This window comes from Pseudorhodoferax sp. (assembly GCF_047601025.1).
GTDB lineage: Bacteria > Pseudomonadota > Gammaproteobacteria > Burkholderiales > Burkholderiaceae_C > Pseudorhodoferax.
The window spans coordinates 3473379-3495440 of record NZ_JASGJZ010000001.1 but is presented as its reverse complement, the minus strand read 5'-3'; the positions used below and the strand labels follow the sequence as shown (position 1 = coordinate 3495440).

Here is a 22062-nt window from a genome sequence, read left to right as displayed (position 1 = left end):
GAACGCCTGCGCAAGCCGGCAGGCCGGCGCTGCATGAAGCCTTTCCCGTTCGAACGGGGGCGCGGGACTCGCGGCATTCGCCGGTCAGGCGGTGCCCGCGCCGGCCGGCCATGGCACTCCCTCCGATAATCCCCTCCCCGGCCGCCGCCGCCTCGCCGCGCGGCACGCCGGTCGCACCCCATCGATCCCGGGACATCCTCAAGGCAGGCCCACTCTTGCGCGCAGAAAACACCTCAGATCCCGCACCGGCGAAGGATGATCTTTCGCAGCACACGCCGATGATGGCCCAGTACCTGGCCATCAAGCGCGACTTCCCCGACACGCTGGTGTTCTACCGGATGGGGGACTTCTACGAGCTCTTCTATGCCGACGCCGAGCGTGCCGCGGCGCTGCTGGACATCACGCTGACGCGGCGCGGCCAGTCCGCCGGCGAGCCGGTGGTCATGGCCGGCGTGCCGTTCCATGCCGTCGAGAGCTATCTGGCCCGGCTGATCAAGCTCGGCGAGTCGGTCGCGATCTGCGAGCAGGTCGGCGAGGTCACCGGCAAGGGGCCGGTGGAGCGCAAGGTGGTGCGCGTGGTCACGCCCGGCACGCTGACCGACGGCGCGCTGCTGGACGACAAGGCCGAGTCCGTGCTGCTGGCGCTGCACCCGGGGCCGCGCCAGCGCTGCGGCCTGGCCTGGCTGGCGCTGACGCAGTCCGAGCTGCACCTGGCGGAGTGCAGCGTCGACGAGCTGCCGGCCTGGCTCGCGCGGGTGGCGCCGAGCGAGCTGCTGCTGAGCGCCGACGCGCCGGCCGCGCTGGCGGCGCGCGTCAAGGCGCTGCGCCTGGCCACGCCGCAGGGCGGGCCGCTGGCGCTGTCGCAGCGGCCGGCCTGGCAGTTCGACGCCGCGCTGGGCCTGCGCAAGCTGCGCGAGCACCTGAAGGTCGCGACGCTGGCGGCCTGGCACGCCGAGGAGCTGCCGCAGGCCCACGCCGCCGCGGCCGCGCTGCTGGCCTTCGCCGAGCACACACAGGGCCAGGCGCTGTCGCACCTGCAGTCGCTGCGCGTGGCGCGCGCGGACGCCGCGATCGAGCTGCCGCCGGCCACGCGCCGCAACCTGGAGCTGGTGCAGACGCTGCGCGGCGAGTCCAGCCCCACGCTGTTCTCGCTGCTGGACACCTGCATGACCAGCATGGGCAGCCGCCTGCTCAAGCGCTGGCTGCTGGAGCCCCAGCGCGACCGCGCCGACGCGAAGGCCCGGCTGCTGGCCACCACCGTGCTGCGCGAGGCCGCGGGCGCGGCCGGCTGGGCGCGGCTGCGCGAGCGGCTCAAGTCGACCTGCGACGTGGAGCGCATCACCGCCCGCACCGCGCTGTGCCAGGTGCGCCCGCGCGAGCTGCTGGCGCTGCAGCTGGCGCTGGACAAGGCCGCCGCGCTGGCCGCCAGCGTGGCCGGCCTGCCGGGCCTGCTGGAGCAGCTGGCGCAGGACCTGCAGCCGCCGCCGGACTGCGGCGCGCTGCTGGCGTCCGCCATCGCCGCCGAGCCGGCCGCGATGGTGCGCGACGGCGGCGTGATCGCGCCCGGCTTCGACGCCGAGCTGGACGAGCTGCGCGCGATCCAGCACAACGCCGACGCCTTCCTGGTCGAGCTGGAGGCGCGCGAGAAGGCGCGCACCGGCATCGGCAACCTGCGCGTGCAGTACAACAAGGTGCACGGCTTCTACATCGAGGTCACCCAGGGCGCGCTGGACAAGGTGCCGGCCGACTACCGCCGCCGCCAGACGCTGAAGAACGCCGAGCGCTTCATCACGCCCGAGCTGAAGGCCTTCGAGGACAAGGCGCTGTCGGCCCAGGAGCGCGCGCTGGCGCGCGAGAAATGGCTGTACGACCAGTTGCTCGGCCGGCTGCAAGCCTTCGTGCCCGCGCTCACGCGGCTGGCCCAGGCCATGGCCACGCTGGACGTGCTGTGCTGCTTCGCCGAGCGCTCGCTGACGCTGAACTGGTGCGCGCCGCAGTTCGCGATCGAGCCCTGCATCGAGATCGAGCGCGGCCGCCACCCGGTGGTGGAGGCACGGCTGGCCGAGACCTCGCAGGCGCCCTTCATCGCCAACGACACGCGCCTGTCGATCAGGCAGCGCATGCAGGTCATCACCGGCCCCAACATGGGCGGCAAGTCGACCTACATGCGCCAGGTCGCGCTGATCGTGCTGCTGGCCAGCATCGGCAGCCACGTGCCGGCGGCGGGCTGCCGCATCGGCCCGATCGACGCGGTCCACACCCGCATCGGCGCGGCCGACGACCTGGCCAACGCGCAGTCCACCTTCATGGTGGAGATGACCGAGGCCGCCCAGATCCTGCACGGCGCCACGCGCCACAGCCTGGTGCTGATGGACGAGATCGGCCGCGGCACCTCGACCTTCGACGGCCTGGCGCTGGCCAGCGGCATCGCCGCGCACCTGCACGACCGCACGCAGGCCTTCACGCTGTTCGCCACGCACTACTTCGAGCTGACCGAGTTCCCCGCCCGCCACCATGCGGCGCAGAACGTGCACGTCAGCGCGGCCGAGGCCGGCGGCGACATCGTGTTCCTGCACGAGATCCAGGCCGGCCCGGCCAGCCGCAGCTACGGCGTGCAGGTGGCGCGGCTGGCCGGCATGCCGGGGCCGGTGCTCGCGCACGCGCGCCACGCGCTGGAGCAGCTGGAGCAGCAGGCCAGCGCCAGCCGTGCGCAGATCGACCTGTTCGCGCCGCCGCCGGCCAGCCAGGCCACCGGGCCGGGGCCCGTAGAATCCGCGCTTTCCGGCATCGACCCCGACGCGCTGACGCCCCGCGAAGCGCTCGACGCGCTGTACCGGCTCAAGAACATCGCGCGCCGCGAGCAGGCCGCCCTCGCCAACGTCCCCACCCCTCCATGACCTACTGCGTCGCCATCAAACTGAACGCCGGGCTGGTGTTCCTGTCCGATTCGCGCACCAACGCCGGACTGGACCAGATCAGCACCTTCCGCAAGATGATCGTCTACGAGCGCCCGGACGACCGCTTCATGGTGCTGCTGTCCGCCGGCAACCTGTCGATCTCGCAGTCCGTGCGCGAGATCCTGCAGGTCGAGCAGCTCAAGGAATACGAGGACAGCGAGCCGATCACGATCTGGAACGCGCGCAGCATGTTCGACGCCGCGCGCGTGCTCGGCTCGGCCGTGCGCCACGTGTACGACCGCGACGCCACCGCGCTGCGCCAGTCCGGCGTGGAGTTCAACGTCTCCATGATCTTCGGCGGCCAGATCAAGGGCGAGAGCATGCGGCTGTTCCAGGTCTATTCGGCCGGCAACTTCATCGAGGCCACGCCCGAGACGCCGTACTTCCAGGTCGGCGAGTCCAAGTACGGCAAGCCGGTGCTCGACCGCGTGATCACGCCCGACACGCCGCTGGACGAGGCTGCCAAATGCGCGCTGGTGTCGATGGACTCCACGCTCAAGTCCAACCTGTCGGTCGGCCTGCCGCTGGACCTGGTGGTCTACGGCGTGGACGACTTCCGCACCGACAAGGTGGTCTGCATCGACGAGCACAACCCCTACTTCCGCATGCTGCACGGCTCCTGGGGCCAGAAGCTGCGCGAGGTGTTCGACAGCATCGAGGACCCGCACTGGGGCGCCGGCCCGACCGCGCTGCCGCTGATGGTGCAGGCCGGCCGCGGCAAGCCGCTGCGCAAGATCACGAATCCCGACGAGCGCCTGATCTGATGGCCGCCGGGCCGCGCGGGCTGATCGTCTTCTCGCACGCCAACAGCTTCCCGGCGCCCACCTACCGCGTGCTGTTCGCCGCCCTGCGCGAGCGCGGCTTCGCGGTCGAGGCGGTCGAGAAGTACGGCCACGACCCGCGCTACCCGGTGACCGACAACTGGCCGCACCTGGTGCAGCAGCTGGTGGACTTCGCCGAGCCGCTGGTCGCGCGGCGCGGCCAGCCGGCCTGGCTGGTGGGCCATTCGCTGGGCGGCTTCCTGAGCCTGATGGCCGCGGCCCGCGCGCCGCAGCTGGCGCGCGGCGTGCTGCTGGTCGATTCGCCGGTGCTGGGCGGCTGGCGCGCCAACGCGCTGGGCATGGTCAAGCGCACGCCACTGGTCGGCTCGGTCACGCCCGGCCGCATCAGCCGCGCGCGGCGCAACAGCTGGCCCGACGCGGCCAGCGCGCTGGAGCACTTCCGCCACAAGAAGGCCTTCGCCCACTGGGACCCCGAGGTGCTGCGCGACTACGTCGCCCACGGCACGCACGACGCGGGCGAAGGCGCCGAGCGCCGCCGCGTGCTGAGCTTCGACCGCGACGTGGAGACGGCGATCTACAACACCCTGCCCGACAACCTGGCCGGCCTGCTGCGCCGCCATCCGCTCAAGTGCCCGGCCGCCTACCTGGGCGGGCGCCAGTCGGCGGAGATGCGCCAGATCGGCATGGCGCTGACGGCGCGCGTGGTCGGCGCCGACGGCCAGGGCGACCCCGGCCGCGTGGCCATGCTCGACGGCAGCCACCTGTTCCCGATGGAGCGGCCGCTGGCCACCGCCGCGGCGGTCGAGTCCGCGCTGCTGAACATGGGGGCGTAGCGCCCCGGCCCGCCGGGCGGGCGCCGCGTCAATGCGCCGGCGCCGCCACCAGGTCCGCACGCACGCGGCGCACCCGCTCTTCCTCGTAGTAGCCGCCGTACTCGGTGTAGCGCAGCAGCACCGCCGCGCAGCGCGTGCAGCGCCACACGCCCGCGCGGTTGCACGGGAACCAGCCCAGCGCGACCGGCGCCTCGGGCGACCAGTAGCGCGTGCGCTGCGGGTGCCATTCGTCCAGCGTGGCGTCCTGGCCGGTGCCGTCGGCGCTGTCGGGCGCGGGCAGCCGGCCCAGCGCCTGCAGCCGCGCGCGGTCCAGGCCCGCGGGCACGGCCTGCCAGCCGCTGCCGTCCAGCGTGGCGCAGCTGTCGCAGGGCGTGCCAGCCTGCCCGGCCAGCTGGCGCAGCGCGTCGGCTGCGGCCTCGGGTGCATCGGTGATCTCGAACATCGGGCGATTGTGATCTCAGGCGGTGCCGCAGGGGTCGGGCCGGGGCTGCTGCGCCAGGCGCTCCGACACCGCCGCGCAGGCCGCCAGCAGCGGCGCCACGTAGGCCTGCGCCACGTCGGCGCGCTGGCGGAACACCAGCGTCGTGACGCTGATCGCGGCGACCGGGCGGCCGTCCGCGCCCAGCACCGGCGCGCCGAAGCAGTACACGCCGGTCTCGTGCTCCTCGCGGTCGGTGGACCAGCCGCGCGCGGCCGTCAGGTCCAGTTCGGCGCGCAGCGCGGCCGGGTCGGTCAGCGTGTGGTCGGTGTGGCGCGGCAGCGGCAGGCCGTCGAGCTGCGCGGCGCGCTCGGCCGGCGGCAGCGCCGCCAGCCAGGCCTTGCCGACGGCGGTGACGTGCAGCGGCACGCTGCTGCCGATGCGCGAGCTCATGCGCACGGCGGCCGGGCTTTCCAGCTTGTCGATGAAGACCATCGCGCGCCCGCTCGGCACCGCCAGGTGCACGGTCTCGCCGGTGGCGTCGCGCAGGCGGCGCAGCGCGTCGGCCGCGCCCAGCCGCAGGTCCGAGCGGCCCCAGGCCCGGCCCGCCAGCTGGATCAGCCGCGGCCCCAGGGCCAGGCCGTGGGTCGCGGGGTCTTCCAGCAGCATGCGCTCGGCCACCAGCGCGGCGACGATGCGGTGCACCGTGGGCCGCGGGAAGCCGGTGGCGCGCATCAGCGCGGCGACGTTGGGCGGCTGCTCGGCATCGGCCACCAGCTGCAGCACGCGCATGAACTTGCCGAAGGCCTGGGTGCCGGCCACGGCGGGCGTGTCGGCTTCGGAGGAGGAATGCGGCGCCGCGTTCATGACGGCGCGCATTATCAAGTCACCATGTAGCCGCCATCGACGGGCAGGATCACCCCGGTCATGAAGCCGGCGGCCGGCGTGCACAGGAACACCGCGGCGCGCGCCACCTCGTCCGGCGTGCCCCAGCGGCCCAGCGGCGTGCGCGCCAGGATCGGCCCGCTGCGCGCCGGATCGTCCTGCAGCGCCTGCGTCAGCGGCGTGGCGATCCAGCCCGGCGCCACCGCGTTGACGCGGATGCCGTCCGGCGCGTAGGCGATGGCCAGCGACTTGGTCAGCTGCGCCACGCCGCCCTTGCTGGCCGCGTAGCCCGGCACCAGGCCGCCGCCGAAGAAGCTCAGCATCGACGCGGTGTTGACGATGCAGCCGCGCCGCGCCTTCAGCCGCGCGCGCGTGGCGGTGCACACGCGCATGGTGCCGGTCAGGTTCACGTCCAGCACGCGCTGGAAGACCTCGAGGTCGTGCTCGGCCCCGCGCTGGATGATGCCGGCGCAGTTGAACACGATGTCCAGCTCGGGCAGGTCGGCCAGCGCGGCGTCCAGGCTCTCGGCCGAGGTCACGTCGCACTGGCGCGCCTCGACAGCGGCGGCCAGCGTGCCGTCGCCCGGCCCCAGGCCCAGCGCCGTGACCTCGGCGCCGAGCGCGGCCAGGTGGCTGGCGATGACGGCGCCGATGCCCTGCGTGGCGCCGGCCACCAGGGCGCGCCGGCCCTGCAGCAGGCCGGGCCGGTAGGTCTCTCCCAGAGAGCCTGGGCCCGCGGGCGGCTGGACGGCGCTCATCCGGCCTTGATCCCGAGCTTCTGGATGAGGGACTTGAAGTACGCGTCGTCCTGCATGATCCTGGCCTTGAACGTGGCGTCGTCGGCGTAGACGAAGCCCAGGTTCTGCTTGTCCAGCGTCTCGCGGAAGCTGGGCTCGCCGGAGGCCTTGAGGGCCAGGCCCTTCAGGTAGGCGACGATCTGCGGCGGCGTGCCCTTGGGCGCCGCGATGCCGCGCCAGGTGCCGATCACGAGGTCGATGCCGCGCTCCTTCAGCGTCGGCACCTTCTCGAAGCCCTTGACGCGCTGCTCGGCCATCACCGCCAGCGTCTTCAGCTTGCCGGCCTGCACGTACGTGGTGACCTCGGCCGGGCTCACGGCCACGGCGTCGATGTGGCCACCCATCAGCGCCAGCACGGCCGGGCCGGCGCCCTGGAACGGCACGTGGTTGAACTTCACGCCGGCCTTGTCCTCCAGCGCCGAGGCCGCCAGGTGCCAGATCGAGCCGGGCCCGGCGTTGCCCATGCCGATCTGGCCGGGCTGGCGCTTCGCGGCGGACAGGAACTCCTCCACCGTGTTCCACGGCGCCTCGGTGCGCACCGTGATCGCCGCCTGGTCGGCGTTGAGCTGGGCGATGGGCTGCAGGTCGTCGGCATGGATACGGCCGATGCCCATGTGGGCCAGCGTGGCCAGCTCCACGGTGATGACGGCCAGGCGGTAGCCGTCGGGCTTGGCAGCCATCACGTCCTGCCAGCCGATGGAGCCGCTGGCGCCGGGCTTGTTGACGATGATGAGGCTCTGCGTGGTGTGGCGGCGCGCGGCGTCGGCGAACGAGCGGGCCAGCGCGTCGGTGCCGCCGCCGGGCTGGAACGGCACGACCAGCTCGATCGGCTTGTTCGGGAAATCGGACTGCGCGTTGGCCTCGGCGGCCAGCAGCGGCAGCGCGGCCAGGGCGGCGAACTGCCGGCGGTTCAGGGGTGCGGTCATCGCGTGGGGTCTCCTTGGTGGTGATCGATTCAATAGGTGGCGCGGCCGCCGGACAGGTCGAACACGGCGCCGGTGTTGAAGCTGCACGAGTCCGAGCAGAGCCAGGCCGCCATCTCGGCGACCTCGGCCGGCTCGCCCAGCCGCTGCATGGGGCTCTTGGCGACCATGGTCTGCACGTGCGCGGGCGACATCTGCGCAAGGATCGGCGTGCGCACCGCCGCCGGCGCGATCGCGTTGACCAGGATGCCGGTCGTGGCCAGCTCCTTGCCCAGCGACTTGGCCAGCGCCAGCACGCCGGCCTTGGCCGCGCCGTAGGCCGAGGCGTCGGGCGTGCCCTCCTTGCCGGCCAGCGAGGCGATCAGCACGATGCGGCCGCGCCCGGCGCGGCGCATCAGCGGCACGACGGCATGGCAGACGTGGAAGGTGCCGAGCAGGTTGACCTCGACGACGCGCTGCCAGACGGCCGGGTCGAAGGCGTCCAGCGCCATCGTCGGGCCGGTAAAGCCCGCGCTGTGCACCAGCATGTCGATGCCGCCCCAGCGCGCGGCCGTCTGCTGCGCGGCGGCGGCCACGGCGGCGCGATCGGCCACGTCGACCTGCAGCGCGGCCTCGCCGCCGGCCGCCAGGTCCCAGGACACCACGGTGGCGCCGCTGCCCTGCAGCAGCCGCGCCGTCTCGGCACCGATGCCGCTGGCGCCGCCGGTGACCACGGCCACGCGGCCGGCGAAGTCGTAGCGGGCCTTGCTCACCGGATGAACTGCTTCACGTAGTCCGCACCCAGGCCGACCGACTCGAAGTGCCGGCGGCACATGTCGATCTTGGTGAACACGTCCTCGAAGCCCATCCCCTTGCCCCAGGGGTCGGTGTAGTACATGACGCCGTTGACCTGGAAGTAGGTGATCATCTCCTGCACGTCCTCGGGCACGTACAGCGTGTGCGTTTCGCCCGGGGGCTCGAACACGTAGCTGCCCTCGGTCGCCCACCAGTCGTGCTCCAGGTAGCGCCAGCGGCCCTTGAGCACCCAGCCGTGCACGGCCTGCGGATGGCGGTGGCGGCTCAGCACGCCGGACTTGCGCACGCGCAGCAGGTTCATCCAGTAGCCCTGGCTGGCATTCAGGCACAGCGGGCGGAACCACACGTTCTCGGCCTGCGGCACCCACAGCCGCTCGTCCGTCGGGATGGCGTCCGGGATCACGATCTCGGGCAGCGCCTCGGGCGGGTTCGGGTACTGGTAGGGCGTCAGCGGCTCGGCATCGGACTGTTCGAGGGGCATGGAGAATTGTCCATATTGTGGATTTATGTCCATATGGTAGATAACCTCGACCATCCTGCGCCCTCGGGATTACCCGGCCCGCGGCGCCATGGCGCACACTCGCGCGATGCGAGCGACCTCCCCCGATCTGCCCTGGCACGACGCCACGCGCGTGCTGCACGGCGATGCCGGCCTGTCCGGCGACAGCGCCGTCAGCCCGCCCATCCACTACAGCGCCACCTTCCGCGCGCGCGATGCGGAACAGTTCGCCGAGATGGCGTCCACGCCGCGCCACGCGGCCTACTACACGCGCTACGGCAACCCCACGCACGAGCGCGCCGCCGCCGTGCTGGCCGCGCTGGAAGGCACCGAGACCGCGCTGCTGACGGCCTCCGGCATGGGCGCGATCAGCACCACCGTGCTGGCGCTGGTGCAGGCCGGCGACCACGTGGTCGCGCAGACGCGGCACTACATGAGCACGGCCAAGCTGTTCGACGAGGTGCTGCCGCGCTTCGGCGTGGCGGTCAGCGTGGTCGAGCAGAGCGACCTGGCCGCGATCGAGGCCGCCATCCGGCCCGAGACGCGGCTGATCCTGCTGGAGACGCCGGCCAACCCCACGCTGGTGCTGACCGACCTGGCCGCCGTGGCGGCGCTGGCGCGCCCGCGCGGCATCCTGACGATCGCCGACAACACCTTCGCCTCGCCGGTCAACTGCAAGCCGCATGCGCTGGGCATCGACATCGTGGTGCACAGCGCGACCAAGTCCCTGGGCGGCCACCACGACCTGATGGCCGGCGCGATCTGCTGCACGGCCGCCCTGGCCGAACGCATCTGGCCGATGCACGTGACGCTGGGCGCCGTGCTCTCGCCGATGGACGCCTGGCTGCTGCTGCGCGGCCTGCGCACGCTGCCGGTGCGCATGGAGCGCATCAACGCCAACGCGCTGGCGCTGGCCGGCTGGCTGGAGCGCCAGCCGCAGGTCGAGCGGGTGCACTACCCGCTGCTGGAAAGCCACCCCCAGCACGCGCTGGCGCGCCGGCAGATGGCCGGCGGCGGCCCGGTCGTCGCGTTCTCGCTGAAGGCCGGGTACGCGGGCACCAGCCGCTTCGTCGCCTCGCTGCAGCTGGCCACGCAGGCGGTGAGCCTGGGCGGCGTGGAGACGCTGATCGTGCACGCCGCGGCGATGTGGGCCGGCACGATGAACGAGGCGCAGATGGCCGCCGCCGGCATCGCGCCGAACTTCGTGCGGCTGGCCGTGGGGCTGGAGCACATCGACGACCTGCAGCGCGACTTCGCGCAGGCGCTGGCGGCGCTGTGATGCGGCAGGCCGGCCCGCCGCGCACCGCCGCCCCGGGCCGCCCGCGGCGGCGCTGGCTGCGCTGGCCGCTCGGCCTGCTGGCCCTGCTCGCGCTGCTGCTGCTCGGCCCGGTCGGCGTGCTGGCCTCCGGCACGCTGGACCTGGACACGCCCTGGCAGCGCCGCTCGCACGCCCCGACCGGCCAGGCGCCCGACCCGGCCGCCGAGCGCCGCGCCGTCGTGCAGGTCTACGGCGCGCGCACCGTGCGCTGGCGCGGCGCCTTCGGCATCCACCCCTGGGTGGCCGTCAAGCGCGCCGGCGCCGCGCGCTACACCGTCTGGCAGATCGTCGGCTGGCGCGCCCGCCATGGCGGCGACGCGCTGATGGCCACCGAGGTCGCCGCGCCCGACACGCACTGGTACGGCGCCTTCCCGCAGCTGCTGGCCGAGCACCGCGGCCCGCCGGCCGAGGCCATGATCGACCGCATCGAGGCCGCCGTCGCCCGCTACCCCTGGCGCCACAGCTACCGGCTGTGGCCCGGCCCGAACAGCAACACCTTCGTCGCCTGGATCGCGCGCGAGGTGCCCGAGCTGCGGCTGGACCTGCCGCCCACCGCCATCGGCAAGGACTGGCTGGGCGCCGGCCGCTTCGCCGCGCCGGCGCCCAGCGGCACCGGCTGGCAGCTCTCGCTGCTGGGCCTGGCCGGCGCCACGCTGGCCCGCGACGAGGGCCTGGAGCTGAACCTGCTGGGCCTGGGCTTCGGCATCGACCTGGACGACCACGCCCTGCGCCTGCCCGGCATCGGCAAATGGCCGTCGGCGCGGCCGCCGGCCTGATCCATCACGCGCCCGCCGACCCGCCCGGATCTGTGACATATGCACGCCCGGGCGTCCTCAAAACTGAGGTTGAGGACAGCACCCGGCGGCGCCTACGATGGCTTCGCCCGGAACGATCAGCGCGTCGGCGGCGCCGGGCCCGCCACCAGGAGATGACGATGGAAGCCCTGCTGCAAGCCTGCCTGCCCGAGCCCGTGTTCGACGTCCCGGTGGCCGCCCCCGCCGCGCACCGCGTGCTGCTGGTCGACGACCACGAGCTGGTGCGCGCCGGCATCCGCACGCTGTACGCCGAGCTGGACGGCACCCGCATCGACTGGCTGGAAGCCGCCACGCTGGACGAAGGCCTGCGGCTCTACCGCGAGCAGGCCCCGATCGACGCCGTGCTGCTGGACCTGAACCTCACGGACTGCAAGGGCCTGCAGGGGCTGCGGCGCTTCATGCAGGCGTTCGCGAACGCGCGCATCGCCGTCTTCAGCGGCACGCAGGACGAATTCGTCGTGCGCCAGGCCCGCGCGCTCGGCGCCGCCGGCTACCTGCCCAAAAGCGCCCAGGCCGGCCAGCTGCGCGCCACGCTGGCCGCGCTGCTGGCGCCCCGCCCGCCGCGCCGCGCCGCCAACGACGCCACGCTGTTCCCACGCTTCCCGTCCTCGGCCATGTACGACCGCGTGGCCGAGCTGGGGCCACGCCACCTGGAGATCCTGGAGCTGGTGCTGTCCGGCTGCAGCAACCAGGAGATCAGCACCGCCACCGCGCTGTCGCTGGGCACCGTCAAGAACTACGTCTCCTCGCTGCTGCTGGCGCTGGACGTGCGCTCGCGCTCGCACATGATCAGCCTGTTCCGCTGAAGGCCGGCGTGGCCGCGCCGGACGCCGCCTTCGTGGCGGTGCCGGCGGCGCGGGACGGCCCCCCCGAGGCCGCCGCCGCGCCGCCCGCGCCGGCCGGGCGGCGTTCGCCGGCCCGCCGCCTGCGCGACGCCGGCATCGACGAGGTGCTGGCCACCTGGCCGCTGTGGCCGGCGCTGGCCGCGCTGCCGCTGCTGGCGCAGGCCATCGCCGGCACGCAGCGGCCACTGCCCTGGGCCGTGGCCGGCGCGGCCGCGCTGGCCGGCGCCGCCGGCGCCCCGCTCGCGCGGCGGCTGCTGCGGCTCGACCCGCGCGTGCGCCACCGCCGCCGCGGCGCCCGGCGCGCCTGCGCGGCCCTGGGCGCGGCAGCGCTGCTGCTGGCCGCCGCCCTGCCCTGGCTGCCGGCCGGCCCGGGCGCAGGCGCCGCCGCCATGCCGGCGCTGGTCCTGGCGCCGCTGCTGGCCTGGCTGCTGGCGCCGCTCGGTGCCGCCGCGGCGGCGCCGGCCATCCTGCCGCTGGCCCTTGCCGCCGCATCCGGCCTGCATGGCGGCGCGGCACCGGCGGGCGTGGCCGTGGCCATCGCCACCGGCGCCATCGCCGTGCTGGCCCACCGGCGCTGGCGCCGGCTCCGCGCCGCGCTGGACGAGCACGGCCGCCAGCTGCACCGCACCCGGCAGGCGCTGCTGGCCGCACGCCAGGCCGACCGCGACAAGAGCCGCTTCCTCGCCATCGCCAGCCACGACCTGCGCCAGCCGGTGCACGCGCTCGGCCTGTTCGCCGGCACGCTGGAACACCGGCTCGAAGGCACCGAGCACGCGCCGCTGGTGCGCAACGTCACGCGCGCCGTCGACGGGCTGGAGCGCTCGTTCAACGCCATGCTCGACATCTCGCGGCTGGACGCCGGCACCGTGGAGCCCAACGTGCAGCACTTCCCGCTGCGCGACGTGTTCCGCCGGCTGCACATGCAGTACGCCGGCCAGGCCGAGACGGCCGGCCTGAACCTGCGCTTCGCGCCCGGCGGCAAGTCCGTCAGCAGCGACCCGCAGTTGCTCGAACGCATCCTCGGCAACCTGCTGCAGAACGCGCTGCGCTACACCCGCCAGGGCGGCGTGGTCGTGGTCGCGCGCTCCACCCGCGCGCACGTGCACGTCGAAGTCTGGGACACCGGCATCGGCATCGCGCCGGCCGACCTGCCGCGCGTGTTCGACGAGTTCTTCCAGGTCGGCCACCACGAGCGCAGCCGCCAGCAGGGCCTGGGCATGGGGCTGGCCATCGTCAAGCGGCTGGCGCTGCTGCTGGGGCACGGGCTCACGGTCGCCTCCACCCCCGGCCGCGGCACCCTGTTCCGCCTGGCCATCGCGCGTGGCGGCCTGCCCGAGATCCGCGACGCCACGGCCGCCGCCGACACCCAGCCCCTGCCCGCCACCCAGCCGCGCGCCGTGCTGGTCATCGACGACGAGGAAGCCATCCGCGAAGGCCTGCGCATCCTGCTGGAGGAATGGGGCTACCTGGCCGTCACCGCCGCATCGGCCGACGGCGCGCTGCGCGCGCTGGCGGCGATGGAACTGCCGCCGGACCTGATCGTCTCCGACCTGCACCTAGGCGACGGCGCCGACGGCATCGCCGCCATCGCCGCCGTGCGCGCACGCTGCGGGTATGACGTGCCGGCGGTCGTGGTGACGGGGGATACCACGCAGGAGGAACTGCAGCGCGTGGCGGAGGCGGGGCATGCGGTGCTGACCAAGCCGCTGCAGGCGAGGCGGTTGCTGGAGGTGGTGCGGAGGATGGGGTGATGGTCGCGCTCGGAGGACCGTTCGAGGTTTCGCTTCGATCCGCCCGCAAGCGCACGTCGCACGGTGTCTGCATGCGTCACGGGGTTTACGTCATCGGCAGCCTGAAACAAAGGATTTTTATTTCAGTCCATCGCATCAGACCTGATACGGCCACGGTCCCGATGATGGAACCCTCTTTTGCACTACGCCACTGTGCAGTTTGGTCGGAATGATCGGACTGCGAGGCTTACATCAACCATGGACATGCCCCTCCGAGCAGGCATCGGCTCGCATATTTCACGATCGCGATTAGCATATAACGCTTAAGCGAACCTAACGCACCCAATGCAGGGCTTCTGAACACGGAGGAATCGGATCAAACGCGCAAGCCAACGCCGTCATCGAAAATTTAGACGACCTAAATCGGCAACACCTTCGCAAAGTTGATGAGGGACTTGGAGATTTCATCCATCAAGCGTTGACTTAGGCCATCGGGCATGCGTAAGATAGCGAGGCCTAAAATTAGTTAGGCACCATTGGGAGATCGTCATGAGCGACGAGAAAGAAATCCGAAATCTCGTGCAGAATTGGATGGCTGCAACAAAAGCCGGTGATTCTGCGACTGTGCTTAGCCTAATGACGGACGACGTGGTGTTCCTGGTTCCGGGTCAAGAACCTTTTGGCAAGTCCGTATTTGAAAAGGCATCGGAAGCCCAAGCCGAATCGTCAGTTGAGTTCGACGGTCATAGTGAAATCCTAGAGGTGAAAGTTCTAGGTGACTGGGCTTACATGCTCACAAAAATCAAAGTCGTCGCCACTCTGCCTGACAAAGAGAAACCCATGGTTCGCGCCGGTCACACACTTACCATTCTGCGCAAAGAGTCCGGGGAGTGGAAAATTGCTCGTGATGCGAACTTGCTTGCACAAGTCAATGAGTCCAGCGATGGCGCCTAACAATTCATTCAAGCCGACGCCGCTTCGCGGCGCGGCTTAACTCAGGCTACAAGGGCTTCCCCATCTGTCAAGCCAACATCCATGCGTCCCACGCAGTGGGACATTGGATCTTCCTGATTAACTGACTGCCGAGCGTTGCAAAAGAGTTGAGGTCAACAAGGTGCGGACTGGCCAGACTACAACCGGTCATCGATGCAGCCGTTCAATGGCTGCGGACCCTGATGAAGGACGCACGCGAGAGACCCATTCGTTAGCCGGCGACGGTGAGGCCGCCCTAGAGCTTATCGGTCACTTCCCGCGCAGGTCCAAACCTGTTGCCATCAACGCTTGCCGTCACGCGGCGGTCAATTTCGAATCCTCAATTGGTGCACGGCATTGGGCAGGTCGCTCAGGCCGGCATCGCAAAGTCCTCGCCGCGCCTGAGCACCGCCCAGGCCATGCGCGCATTCTTGGCCGCGATGGCCACCACGGCTTTCCAATAGCCGCGTCGTTCCTGCAACGCCAGCGCCCAGCGGCTGACCGGATCGGGCTGGTTCTTCGCCGTGGCCAGCACCGCCCTGGCGCCCATGACCAACAAGCTGCGCAGGTACGGGTCACCGGCCTTGGTGATGCGTCCCAGCCGGGCTTTTCCGCCGGAACTGTACTGCCCGGGCACCAGGCCCAGCCAGGCGGCCAACTGACGGCCGCACTCGAACTCGTGGCCGTTGCCGACCATGGCCAGCAAACAGGTAGCGGTGGTCTCGCCCACGCCGCGAAGGCGCATCAGCCGCTGGGCGCGCGCGTCCTGGCGGGCCTCCTGGCGGATATGTTGGTCGTACTGCGCGATGCGCTCATCGAGCCGGCTGACTTCGCTGAGCAGGTCGCCCACGATGGTGCTGGCCCAACCGGGCAGATCCTCCAGGCATTCGCAGGCACGCCGGCGCACGGTGGCGGCTTTGAGCGGCAGCACGATGCCGAACTCCGAGAGCAGGCCGCGGATGCGGTTGAGCGTGGCCGTGCGTTGTTCGACGAATCCCTGGCGGGCACGGTGCAGCATCAGTTGGGACTGCTGCGCCAGGTTCTTGATCGGCACGAAACGCATGTGCGGGCGCTGCACCGCCTCGCAGATCGCCGCGGCGTCGGCCGCGTCGTTCTTGCCGCGCCGCCCGCTCATGCGGTAGGGCGTGACGAACTTCGGTGCGATCAGGCGCACGGTGTGGCCGCTGGCGGTGAACAGCCGCGCCCAATGGTGCGCACCCGAGCAGGCCTCCATGCCGATCACGCACGGCGGCAAGGCGGCGAGCAGCTCGTGCAGTTTCTCGCGCGCCACGCTCGGCCGGACCAACTCGGCCCGGCCGGCCTCGTTGACGCCGTGCACGGCAAAAACATTCTTGGCGAGATCGATACCGACGCATACGATGGCCATGGACTTCCCCTTTCGAACGAGTTGACGAGAGTTCGCACTTCCCATCGTGGCACTGAGTTGCCGGTTGCCGCAATGCGGCTAATTCGGGACGGGGAAGTCCCTTTCATTCGTTAGGCCCCGCAACCGATCCCACCAAGGAGTACGCATGAATTACTACCGTCCTCTAGCCATCGTGGTGAGTACAAGCCTGCTGCTTGGCTGCGAATCGTCCAAGCTGCTACCCGGCGCCGGTTATGTCGGCGTGCCACAACTTGAACTGCAACGGGCCGTCGACACTCGATTTGGCCAGTGGTCACGATCGTGGAGCATTGACAGATACATACCATCAAGCACCAAGATCCAAGAGAGTCAAGCCCAAGGGCCCGGTACGTACTATGCAAAGGGTACGTTCCAGTTTGTGCGCTTTGGCTCCAGATACGAAATACCTTTCGCTGCCACCCTTGACTCGAAGAACAACGACCTCACGGTCCGAAATCTATGCTACCGGGACAACACGTCCGGCATGAACGACTGCTTGGCCGCGGGTGCTGCGGGCTCGGGCTCATCACAGTTGCTGGGCGCCATCCTCCTTCTCGGTGTCGTAGCCGCCCTCGCTGGTAGCGACGCTTCATCCCCCCAGTCAACACGACCGCCCCAACCAACAACTATTTATCGCGAGCAACAGTGCACCGTAGAGACAACCTGCGAGCCCTCCTACTATGATTTATATGGTGGCTGGAATAGAGGTGAATGCAGAACCGAGAAGCGCTGCTATTGATGCTACTGAGTCAGTACCTTGCTCAGCACAGAATCTCAAGCGAGGCCCAACCCTTCTACAGGGACTTCCCACTCCGTCAACACCACCTCATAGGCTTTCTTCCTGATCAACGGTATTCGCATTCATTGATCGCAGACGCACGATGAAGCCGGAAGCCACCGCAAAAGGACAGACTGCACATCTACAGGCGGGCTTGTGTCGGCCAATTGGTCCGAGGCCCCAGATACGAACCGCTCGGCAGGACTCCATTCGTTCGTCGTGCTTGAAGCACGCCAGGGTTACCGAGCTCACCTGCCGCCGGTCTGACCTGTGGTGGGTATCTGCTTGTCGCACTTCCAATTCAGAACAACTCTTCAGGTCGGCGCCGGCTTTTGCCGCACCGCTGGTATCGCGGGCACATGGTCGGGGTCGAACGCGCCATCGCGCGTAAGCACCGCCCACAAGATGCGGGCGTTCTTGTTGGCCAGCGCCACGACGGCCTTTTGCCAGCCCACGCGTTCTTTGAGTTGTACCAGCCAGCAGCTGATGCGATCGCTGCGTTTGGCTGCGCTCATCACAGCCGACTTGGCGCCCTGGATCAGCAGCGTGCGCAGGTCGTCGTCGCCGCGTTTGGTGATGCCCCCGAGCCTGGCTTTGCCGCCGGTGGAGTTCTGGCTGGGCACCAGGCCGAGCCAGGCACCGAACTGGCGCGCATGGGCGAACGGGCCGAACTCGCCGATGCTGGCCACCAAGGCCGATGCCGTGGTCGGGCCCATGCCCAGCAGCGCAGCGGCCTTGGTGGCCTGCGCATCCGCGCGCACATGGGCGGCGATGCGCTCGTCGCACCAGGCGATCCGCAGGTCGATGTCGATCCAGTGCAGATGCGCACGCTGCAAGGCCAACCGTGCCACGCCGGGCATTGCGTTGCTGGCGTCCTCGATCACGCCGGCCAGCGTCTCGGCGAACAGCGCGCGCTGCTGCGCCGTCATGGCCTCTGTGCCGGCGCCGCACTTCCAGCGTTTCAGGCATGCCAACTCCAGGGTGAACTCGTCGAAGCGCGGCCAAGTTCATCCTCCGGATGGATGAGAACCTGCGCCTGCCGCACCAGCCCATGACAGAGCACGGAACGCACGTTCACGAAGCGAAGCCGCACCAAGGACGTGCAACCGACTGCAGGCGCGCCGGCCCGCAGCTGCCAAAACCATTGGCACGCTGCTTGCGGTCATCTCCCCGTCGCGCGGCACCGTAGCCGCCGACGGGGCGGCCCCCTGCCACCCCACCCTCTCCGCCAACGGTGGCGGAACCTCCCGTCCGCATGCGGCCCCTGGCTGCTGCGGCGGTGTTCCCAACCAACCGGCGGAGCAGCGCGCCAGCGCTGCCCGCCTGGGTCGGCCCCGGCGCGGTCTTCACCGCGCTCCGCGGCCCGCCCGCAGCCAGGAGTGCAGCACTATGAAGATCGTCCTTGTCGGCCACGGCATGGTGGGCCACAAGTTCCTCGAAAGCCTGGCCGAGAGCGGCCTGCCGGACCTCGACGTCACGGTGCTGTGCGAGGAGCCGCGCGCCGCCTACGACCGCGTGCACCTGTCCGAATTCTTCAGCGGACGCACGGCCGAGCAGCTGTCGCTGGTCGCGCCCGGCTTCTTCGAGCGCACCGGCTACCGCCTGCGCCTCGCGGCGCGCGCCGTGGCCGTGGAGCGCCGCGACAACACCGTGACCACGGCCGACGGCGAGGTCATCCGCTACGACAAGCTGGTGCTAGCCACCGGCTCCAGCCCATTCGTGCCTGGCGTGCCGGGCCGCGACCGCCCCCACTGCTTCGTCTACCGCACCATCGAGGACCTGGAGGCGATGCAGGCGGCCGGCGCGAAGTCCCGCAGCGGCGTCGTCGTCGGCGGCGGCCTGCTGGGCCTGGAGTGCGCCAAGGCGCTGCGCGACATGGGGCTGCAGACGCACGTGGTGGAGTTCTCGCCGCGGCTGATGGCGGTGCAGGTGGACGAAGGCGGCGGCCGCGTGCTGCGCACCAGGATCGAGGCGCTGGGCGTGCAGGTGCACACCGCCCGCAACACCACCGGGATCACCGACGGCGCGACCGCGCGCCACCGCATGGTGTTCGCCGACGGCACGCACCTGGAGACCGACATGATCGTGTTCTCCGCCGGCATCCGCCCGCGCGACGACCTGGCGCGCCAGTGCGTGCTGGCCATCGGCCCGCGCGGCGGCGTGGTCATCGACGACCACTGCCGCACCAGCGACCACGACGTCTACGCGATCGGCGAATGCGCGTCGTGGAACGAGCAGGTGTTCGGCCTGGTGGCGCCGGGCTACGACATGGCCCGCGTGGCCGCGCGCCACATCGCGGGCGACGCCGCGGCGGCCTTCGCCGGCGCCGACATGAGCACCAAGCTCAAGCTGATGGGCGTGGACGTGGCCAGCATCGGCGACGCGCAGGGCAAGACGCCCGGCGCCCGCAACTACCAGTACGTGGACGAGCGCAAGCAGGTCTACAAGAAGATCGTCGTCAGCGAAGACGGCAAGCGCCTGCTGGGCGCGGTGCTGGTCGGCAATGCCGAGGAGTACGGCACGCTGCTGCAGACCGCGCTCAACGGCATCGCGCTGCCGGACGATCCCGAGTTCATGATCCTGCCCTCCAGCGACGGCCAAGCCAGGCCCGGCCTGGGCGTGGAAGCCCTGCCCGACAGCGCGCAGATCTGCTCGTGCAACAACGTCAGCAAGGGCCGGATCTGCGCGGCCGTGGGCGAAGGTGCCTGCAGCGTCGCCGACCTGAAGGCCGCCACCCAGGCCGGCGCCACCTGCGGCGGCTGCGTGCCCCTGGTCACGCAGGTGATGAAGTTCGAGATGGCGCGCCGCGGCATGGCCGTGAACAACCACGTCTGCGAGCACTTCGCCCATTCGCGCCAGGAGATCTACCACCTGGTGCGTGTGGGCGACATTCGCACCTTCGACGAGCTGCTGGCCAAACACGGCAGGGGCCTGGGCTGCGACGTCTGCAAGCCCGTGGCCGCCAGCGTGCTGGCCTCGTGCTGGAACGAATTCGTGCTCGAGCCCCGGCTGGCCAAGCTGCAGGACAGCAACGACTACTTCCTCGGCAACATCCAGAAGGACGGCACCTACTCCGTGGTGCCGCGCATGCCGGGCGGCGAGGTCACGCCCGACGGCCTGATCGCCGTCGGCCAGGTGGCGAAGAAGTACGGCCTGTACACCAAGGTCACCGGCGGCGCGCGCGTGGACATGTTCGGCGCGCGGCTGGAGCAGCTGCCGCTGATCTGGGAGGAACTGATCGCCGCCGGCTTCGAGAGCGGCCATGCCTACGGCAAGAGCCTGCGCACCGTGAAGAGCTGCGTGGGCAGCACCTGGTGCCGCTACGGCGTGGACGATTCGGTCGGCCTGGCGGTGCTGCTGGAGAACCGCTACAAGGGCCTGCGCGCGCCGCACAAGATCAAGTTCGGCGTTTCCGGCTGCACGCGCGAATGCGCCGAGGCCCAGGGCAAGGACGTGGGCGTGATCGCCACCGACAAGGGCTGGAACCTGTACGTCTGCGGCAACGGCGGCATGAAGCCGCGCCACGCCGAGCTGATCGCCAGCGATCTCTCCAGGGAACGGTTGATCGCGCTGATCGACCGCTTCCTGATGTTCTACGTGCGTACCGCCGACCGGCTGCAGCGCACCAGCACCTGGCGCGAGAGCCTGGAAGGCGGGCTGGACTACCTGAAGCAGGTGCTGGTCGAAGACAGCCTGGGCATCGGCGCGGAACTGCAGGCGCAGATGCAGCACGTGGTCGACACCTACCAGTGCGAATGGAAGACCGCCGTGGCCACGCCGGCCGTGCGCCAGCGCTTCAGGAGCTTCGTCAACAGCGACCAGCCGGACGAACGCATCGTCTTCGTGAAGGAGCGCGGGCAGATCCGCCCGGCGCGGCCGGAAGAGCGTGCCGAAGAACGCGGCGACGCCGTCACCGCCTGAAGGAGCCCCCATGCTGACCAAGACCCTGAACTGGACCGCCGTCTGCGCGGCCGACGCCATCGTGCCGGACACCGGCGTCTGCGCGCTGGTGGACGGCCACCACGTGGCGGTGTTCCGCCTGGGCGAGGACCGCTTCTTCGCCATCGACAACGTGGACCCCAGGTCCGGCGCCAGCGTGCTCGCGCGCGGCCTGATCGGCAGCCTGGGCGAGCGCACCGTGGTCGCCTCGCCGCTCTACAAGAACCACTTCGACCTGGCCACGGGCGCATGCCTGGAGGCGCCGGAGCATTCCGTGCGCATCCACGCCGTGCGCGTCGAGAACGGCCAGGTGCTGGTCGCCGTGACATGACGCCACCCCCGTTTGGATGCCTCGCCGCGTGTCGCCAGCCCATCCACTTCCAGGGGGCGCCGCGAGCGGCCGGGCGAAGCCCGTTCCACCGCGTCCGCGGGCATGGCCTGCTCCGCGGCCTGTCGATCCGCGGCTCGCGACCGGCGTCGCGCCCTGCGGGCGGCGCGCCAGTTCAACCCTGACCGACTTCATTCTTCACAGGTACTCCCATGGCCTACCTCGCCCCCACCGAATTCGTGACCAAGATGGTCGACGCCGGTGAATCCAAGCTCCTGATGTCCACGCGCGACACGCTGATCCGCGCCTACATGGCCGGCGCCATCCTCTCGCTGGCGGCGGCGTTCGCGGTCAGCGTCACGGTGAACACCGGCAACCCGCTGGTCGGCGCCATGCTGTTCCCGGTCGGCTTCATCATGCTGTACCTGCTGGGCTTCGACCTGCTGACCGGCGTGTTCACGCTGACGCCGCTGGCGGTGCTGGACAAGCGGCCCGGCGCCACCTGGCGCGGCGTGCTGCGCAACTGGGGGCTGGTCTTCTGCGGCAACTTCGCCGGCGCGCTCACCGTGGCCGTGTTCATGGCCATCATCTTCACCTTCGGCTTCTCCGAGGCGCCCAACGCCATCGGCGTGAAGCTGGGCCACATCGGCGAGGGCCGCACGGTGGGCTACTCCGCGCACGGCGCGGCCGGCATGCTGACGCTGTTCGTGCGCGCCGTGATGTGCAACTGGATGGTGTCCACCGGCGTGGTGGCGGCCATGATGTCCACCAGCGTCTCGGGCAAGGCCATCGGCATGTGGATGCCCATCATGGTGTTCTTCTACATGGGCTTCGAGCACAGCATCGTCAACATGTTCCTGTTCCCCACCGGCCTGATGCTGGGCGGCAACTTCACGCTGCTGGACTACATCGTCTGGAACGAGATCCCGACCGTCCTGGGCAACCTGGTGGGCGGGCTGACCTTCGTGGGGGCGACGCTGTACTCCACACACTACAAGACGGCCGCCAGGCGCCGTGCGGCTTGAGGTCGCGCTGGGCCAGCA

General features: G+C 70.6%; 20 protein-coding genes. 12 read left to right on the top strand and 8 right to left on the bottom strand.

Annotated elements, in window-relative coordinates; genetic code table 11:
* Positions 1-278 precede the first annotated feature (278 nt).
* From mutS to QM782_RS16375, 3 genes are read left to right on the top strand one after another with little or no spacing between them, the layout of a single operon-like run.
* Positions 279-2897 carry a DNA mismatch repair protein MutS gene (gene mutS, locus QM782_RS16385; RefSeq protein ID WP_415203967.1) on the top strand — a complete coding sequence of 873 codons (2619 nt, stop codon included), beginning with the start codon at positions 279-281 and terminating at the stop codon, positions 2895-2897.
* Positions 2894-3721: a peptidase gene (locus tag QM782_RS16380; RefSeq protein WP_415203966.1), complete on the top strand. Its 828-nt coding sequence runs from the start codon at positions 2894-2896 to the stop codon at positions 3719-3721. Before mutS ends, QM782_RS16380 begins: the two co-directional genes overlap by 4 nt.
* Positions 3721-4572 carry an alpha/beta hydrolase gene (locus QM782_RS16375; RefSeq protein ID WP_415203965.1) on the top strand — a complete coding sequence of 284 codons (852 nt, stop codon included), beginning with the start codon at positions 3721-3723 and terminating at the stop codon, positions 4570-4572. The genes QM782_RS16380 and QM782_RS16375 overlap by 1 nt, the downstream gene beginning before the upstream one ends.
* 28 nt (positions 4573-4600) lie before the next feature.
* Here QM782_RS16375 and QM782_RS16370 read toward each other — a convergent pair whose 3' ends face one another.
* The 6 genes from QM782_RS16370 to QM782_RS16345 are packed head-to-tail and all read right to left on the bottom strand — an operon-like array spanning position 4601 to position 8871.
* A complete protein-coding gene (locus QM782_RS16370; RefSeq protein ID WP_415203964.1) occupies positions 4601-5014 on the bottom strand; it encodes a hypothetical protein in 414 nt (137 codons plus the stop codon).
* 15 nt (positions 5015-5029) lie between these two features.
* The gene (locus tag QM782_RS16365) at positions 5030-5857 is read right to left on the bottom strand and encodes an IclR family transcriptional regulator (RefSeq protein WP_415203963.1); all 828 of its coding nucleotides are present in this window, start codon (positions 5855-5857) and stop codon (positions 5030-5032) included.
* 14 nt (positions 5858-5871) lie between these two features.
* Positions 5872-6633 carry an SDR family NAD(P)-dependent oxidoreductase gene (locus QM782_RS16360; protein WP_415203962.1) on the bottom strand — a complete coding sequence of 254 codons (762 nt, stop codon included), beginning with the start codon at positions 6631-6633 and terminating at the stop codon, positions 5872-5874.
* Positions 6630-7598 carry a tripartite tricarboxylate transporter substrate binding protein gene (locus QM782_RS16355; RefSeq protein WP_415203961.1) on the bottom strand — a complete coding sequence of 323 codons (969 nt, stop codon included), beginning with the start codon at positions 7596-7598 and terminating at the stop codon, positions 6630-6632. Before QM782_RS16355 ends, QM782_RS16360 begins: the two co-directional genes overlap by 4 nt.
* A 29-nt stretch (positions 7599-7627) precedes the next feature.
* On the bottom strand, positions 7628-8347 hold the full coding sequence (locus QM782_RS16350; RefSeq protein WP_415203960.1) for an SDR family oxidoreductase: 720 nt from the start codon (positions 8345-8347) through the stop codon (positions 7628-7630).
* A complete protein-coding gene (locus QM782_RS16345; RefSeq protein ID WP_415203959.1) occupies positions 8344-8871 on the bottom strand; it encodes a 2,4'-dihydroxyacetophenone dioxygenase family protein in 528 nt (175 codons plus the stop codon). Before QM782_RS16345 ends, QM782_RS16350 begins: the two co-directional genes overlap by 4 nt.
* A gap of 106 nt (positions 8872-8977) precedes the next feature.
* Here QM782_RS16345 and QM782_RS16340 point away from each other — a divergent pair, with 106 nt between their 5' ends.
* From QM782_RS16340 to QM782_RS16320, 5 genes are all read left to right on the top strand, one after another.
* Positions 8978-10168, top strand: coding sequence for a trans-sulfuration enzyme family protein (locus tag QM782_RS16340; protein WP_415203958.1), 1191 nt, complete (start codon positions 8978-8980; stop codon positions 10166-10168).
* Positions 10168-10983, top strand: coding sequence for a DUF3750 domain-containing protein (locus QM782_RS16335; protein WP_415203957.1), 816 nt, complete (start codon positions 10168-10170; stop codon positions 10981-10983). Before QM782_RS16340 ends, QM782_RS16335 begins: the two co-directional genes overlap by 1 nt.
* 158 nt (positions 10984-11141) lie before the next feature.
* Positions 11142-11828, top strand: coding sequence for a response regulator (locus QM782_RS16330; RefSeq protein WP_415203956.1), 687 nt, complete (start codon positions 11142-11144; stop codon positions 11826-11828).
* An 8-nt stretch (positions 11829-11836) separates the two neighbouring features.
* The gene (locus tag QM782_RS16325; RefSeq protein ID WP_415203955.1) at positions 11837-13618 is read left to right on the top strand and encodes a hybrid sensor histidine kinase/response regulator; all 1782 of its coding nucleotides are present in this window, start codon (positions 11837-11839) and stop codon (positions 13616-13618) included.
* A 528-nt stretch (positions 13619-14146) separates the two neighbouring features.
* Positions 14147-14551: a YybH family protein gene (locus QM782_RS16320; protein WP_415203954.1), complete on the top strand. Its 405-nt coding sequence runs from the start codon at positions 14147-14149 to the stop codon at positions 14549-14551.
* A gap of 388 nt (positions 14552-14939) precedes the next feature.
* Here the strand turns inward: QM782_RS16320 and QM782_RS16315 are convergent, their stop codons facing one another.
* Positions 14940-15956, bottom strand: coding sequence for an IS110 family transposase (locus QM782_RS16315; RefSeq protein WP_415203953.1), 1017 nt, complete (start codon positions 15954-15956; stop codon positions 14940-14942).
* A 145-nt stretch (positions 15957-16101) separates the two neighbouring features.
* On the opposite strand from QM782_RS16315, the gene QM782_RS16310 reads away from it, so the two are divergent.
* Entirely contained in the window at positions 16102-16713 is a 612-nt protein-coding gene (locus tag QM782_RS16310) for a hypothetical protein (RefSeq protein ID WP_415203952.1), read from the top strand.
* 353 nt (positions 16714-17066) lie between these two features.
* Here the strand turns inward: QM782_RS16310 and QM782_RS16305 are convergent, their stop codons facing one another.
* Complete coding sequence (locus QM782_RS16305) at positions 17067-17681, bottom strand: IS110 family transposase (protein WP_415203951.1); 615 nt, start codon at positions 17679-17681, stop codon at positions 17067-17069.
* 460 nt (positions 17682-18141) lie between these two features.
* Between QM782_RS16305 and nirB the strand changes: the two genes are divergently transcribed.
* The 3 genes from nirB to QM782_RS16290 all read left to right on the top strand — a co-directional run bounded on the left by nirB (position 18142) and on the right by QM782_RS16290 (position 22044).
* A complete protein-coding gene (gene nirB, locus QM782_RS16300) occupies positions 18142-20673 on the top strand; it encodes a nitrite reductase large subunit NirB (protein WP_415203950.1) in 2532 nt (843 codons plus the stop codon).
* A gap of 10 nt (positions 20674-20683) precedes the next feature.
* Positions 20684-21022 carry a nitrite reductase small subunit NirD gene (gene nirD, locus QM782_RS16295; RefSeq protein ID WP_415203949.1) on the top strand — a complete coding sequence of 113 codons (339 nt, stop codon included), beginning with the start codon at positions 20684-20686 and terminating at the stop codon, positions 21020-21022.
* 209 nt (positions 21023-21231) lie between these two features.
* A complete protein-coding gene (locus QM782_RS16290; RefSeq protein WP_415203948.1) occupies positions 21232-22044 on the top strand; it encodes a formate/nitrite transporter family protein in 813 nt (270 codons plus the stop codon).
* Positions 22045-22062 lie beyond the last annotated feature (18 nt).

Excerpts from the sequence above, each read along its gene's own strand:
- mutS (WP_415203967.1), top strand. The coding sequence starts at position 279 with ATGATGGCCCAGTACCTGGCCATCAAGCGCGACTTCCCCGACACGCTG.
- QM782_RS16380 (WP_415203966.1), top strand. The coding sequence starts at position 2,894 with ATGACCTACTGCGTCGCCATCAAACTGAACGCCGGGCTGGTGTTCCTG.
- QM782_RS16375 (WP_415203965.1), top strand. The coding sequence starts at position 3,721 with ATGGCCGCCGGGCCGCGCGGGCTGATCGTCTTCTCGCACGCCAACAGC.
- QM782_RS16370 (WP_415203964.1), bottom strand. The coding sequence starts at position 5,014 with ATGTTCGAGATCACCGATGCACCCGAGGCCGCAGCCGACGCGCTGCGC.
- QM782_RS16365 (WP_415203963.1), bottom strand. The coding sequence starts at position 5,857 with ATGAACGCGGCGCCGCATTCCTCCTCCGAAGCCGACACGCCCGCCGTG.
- QM782_RS16360 (WP_415203962.1), bottom strand. The coding sequence starts at position 6,633 with ATGAGCGCCGTCCAGCCGCCCGCGGGCCCAGGCTCTCTGGGAGAGACC.
- QM782_RS16355 (WP_415203961.1), bottom strand. The coding sequence starts at position 7,598 with ATGACCGCACCCCTGAACCGCCGGCAGTTCGCCGCCCTGGCCGCGCTG.
- QM782_RS16345 (WP_415203959.1), bottom strand. The coding sequence starts at position 8,871 with ATGCCCCTCGAACAGTCCGATGCCGAGCCGCTGACGCCCTACCAGTAC.
- QM782_RS16340 (WP_415203958.1), top strand. The coding sequence starts at position 8,978 with ATGCGAGCGACCTCCCCCGATCTGCCCTGGCACGACGCCACGCGCGTG.
- QM782_RS16335 (WP_415203957.1), top strand. The coding sequence starts at position 10,168 with ATGCGGCAGGCCGGCCCGCCGCGCACCGCCGCCCCGGGCCGCCCGCGG.
- QM782_RS16330 (WP_415203956.1), top strand. The coding sequence starts at position 11,142 with ATGGAAGCCCTGCTGCAAGCCTGCCTGCCCGAGCCCGTGTTCGACGTC.
- QM782_RS16320 (WP_415203954.1), top strand. The coding sequence starts at position 14,147 with ATGAGCGACGAGAAAGAAATCCGAAATCTCGTGCAGAATTGGATGGCT.
- QM782_RS16315 (WP_415203953.1), bottom strand. The coding sequence starts at position 15,956 with ATGGCCATCGTATGCGTCGGTATCGATCTCGCCAAGAATGTTTTTGCC.
- QM782_RS16310 (WP_415203952.1), top strand. The coding sequence starts at position 16,102 with ATGAATTACTACCGTCCTCTAGCCATCGTGGTGAGTACAAGCCTGCTG.
- QM782_RS16305 (WP_415203951.1), bottom strand. The coding sequence starts at position 17,681 with ATGACGGCGCAGCAGCGCGCGCTGTTCGCCGAGACGCTGGCCGGCGTG.
- nirB (WP_415203950.1), top strand. The coding sequence starts at position 18,142 with ATGAAGATCGTCCTTGTCGGCCACGGCATGGTGGGCCACAAGTTCCTC.
- nirD (WP_415203949.1), top strand. The coding sequence starts at position 20,684 with ATGCTGACCAAGACCCTGAACTGGACCGCCGTCTGCGCGGCCGACGCC.
- QM782_RS16290 (WP_415203948.1), top strand. The coding sequence starts at position 21,232 with ATGGCCTACCTCGCCCCCACCGAATTCGTGACCAAGATGGTCGACGCC.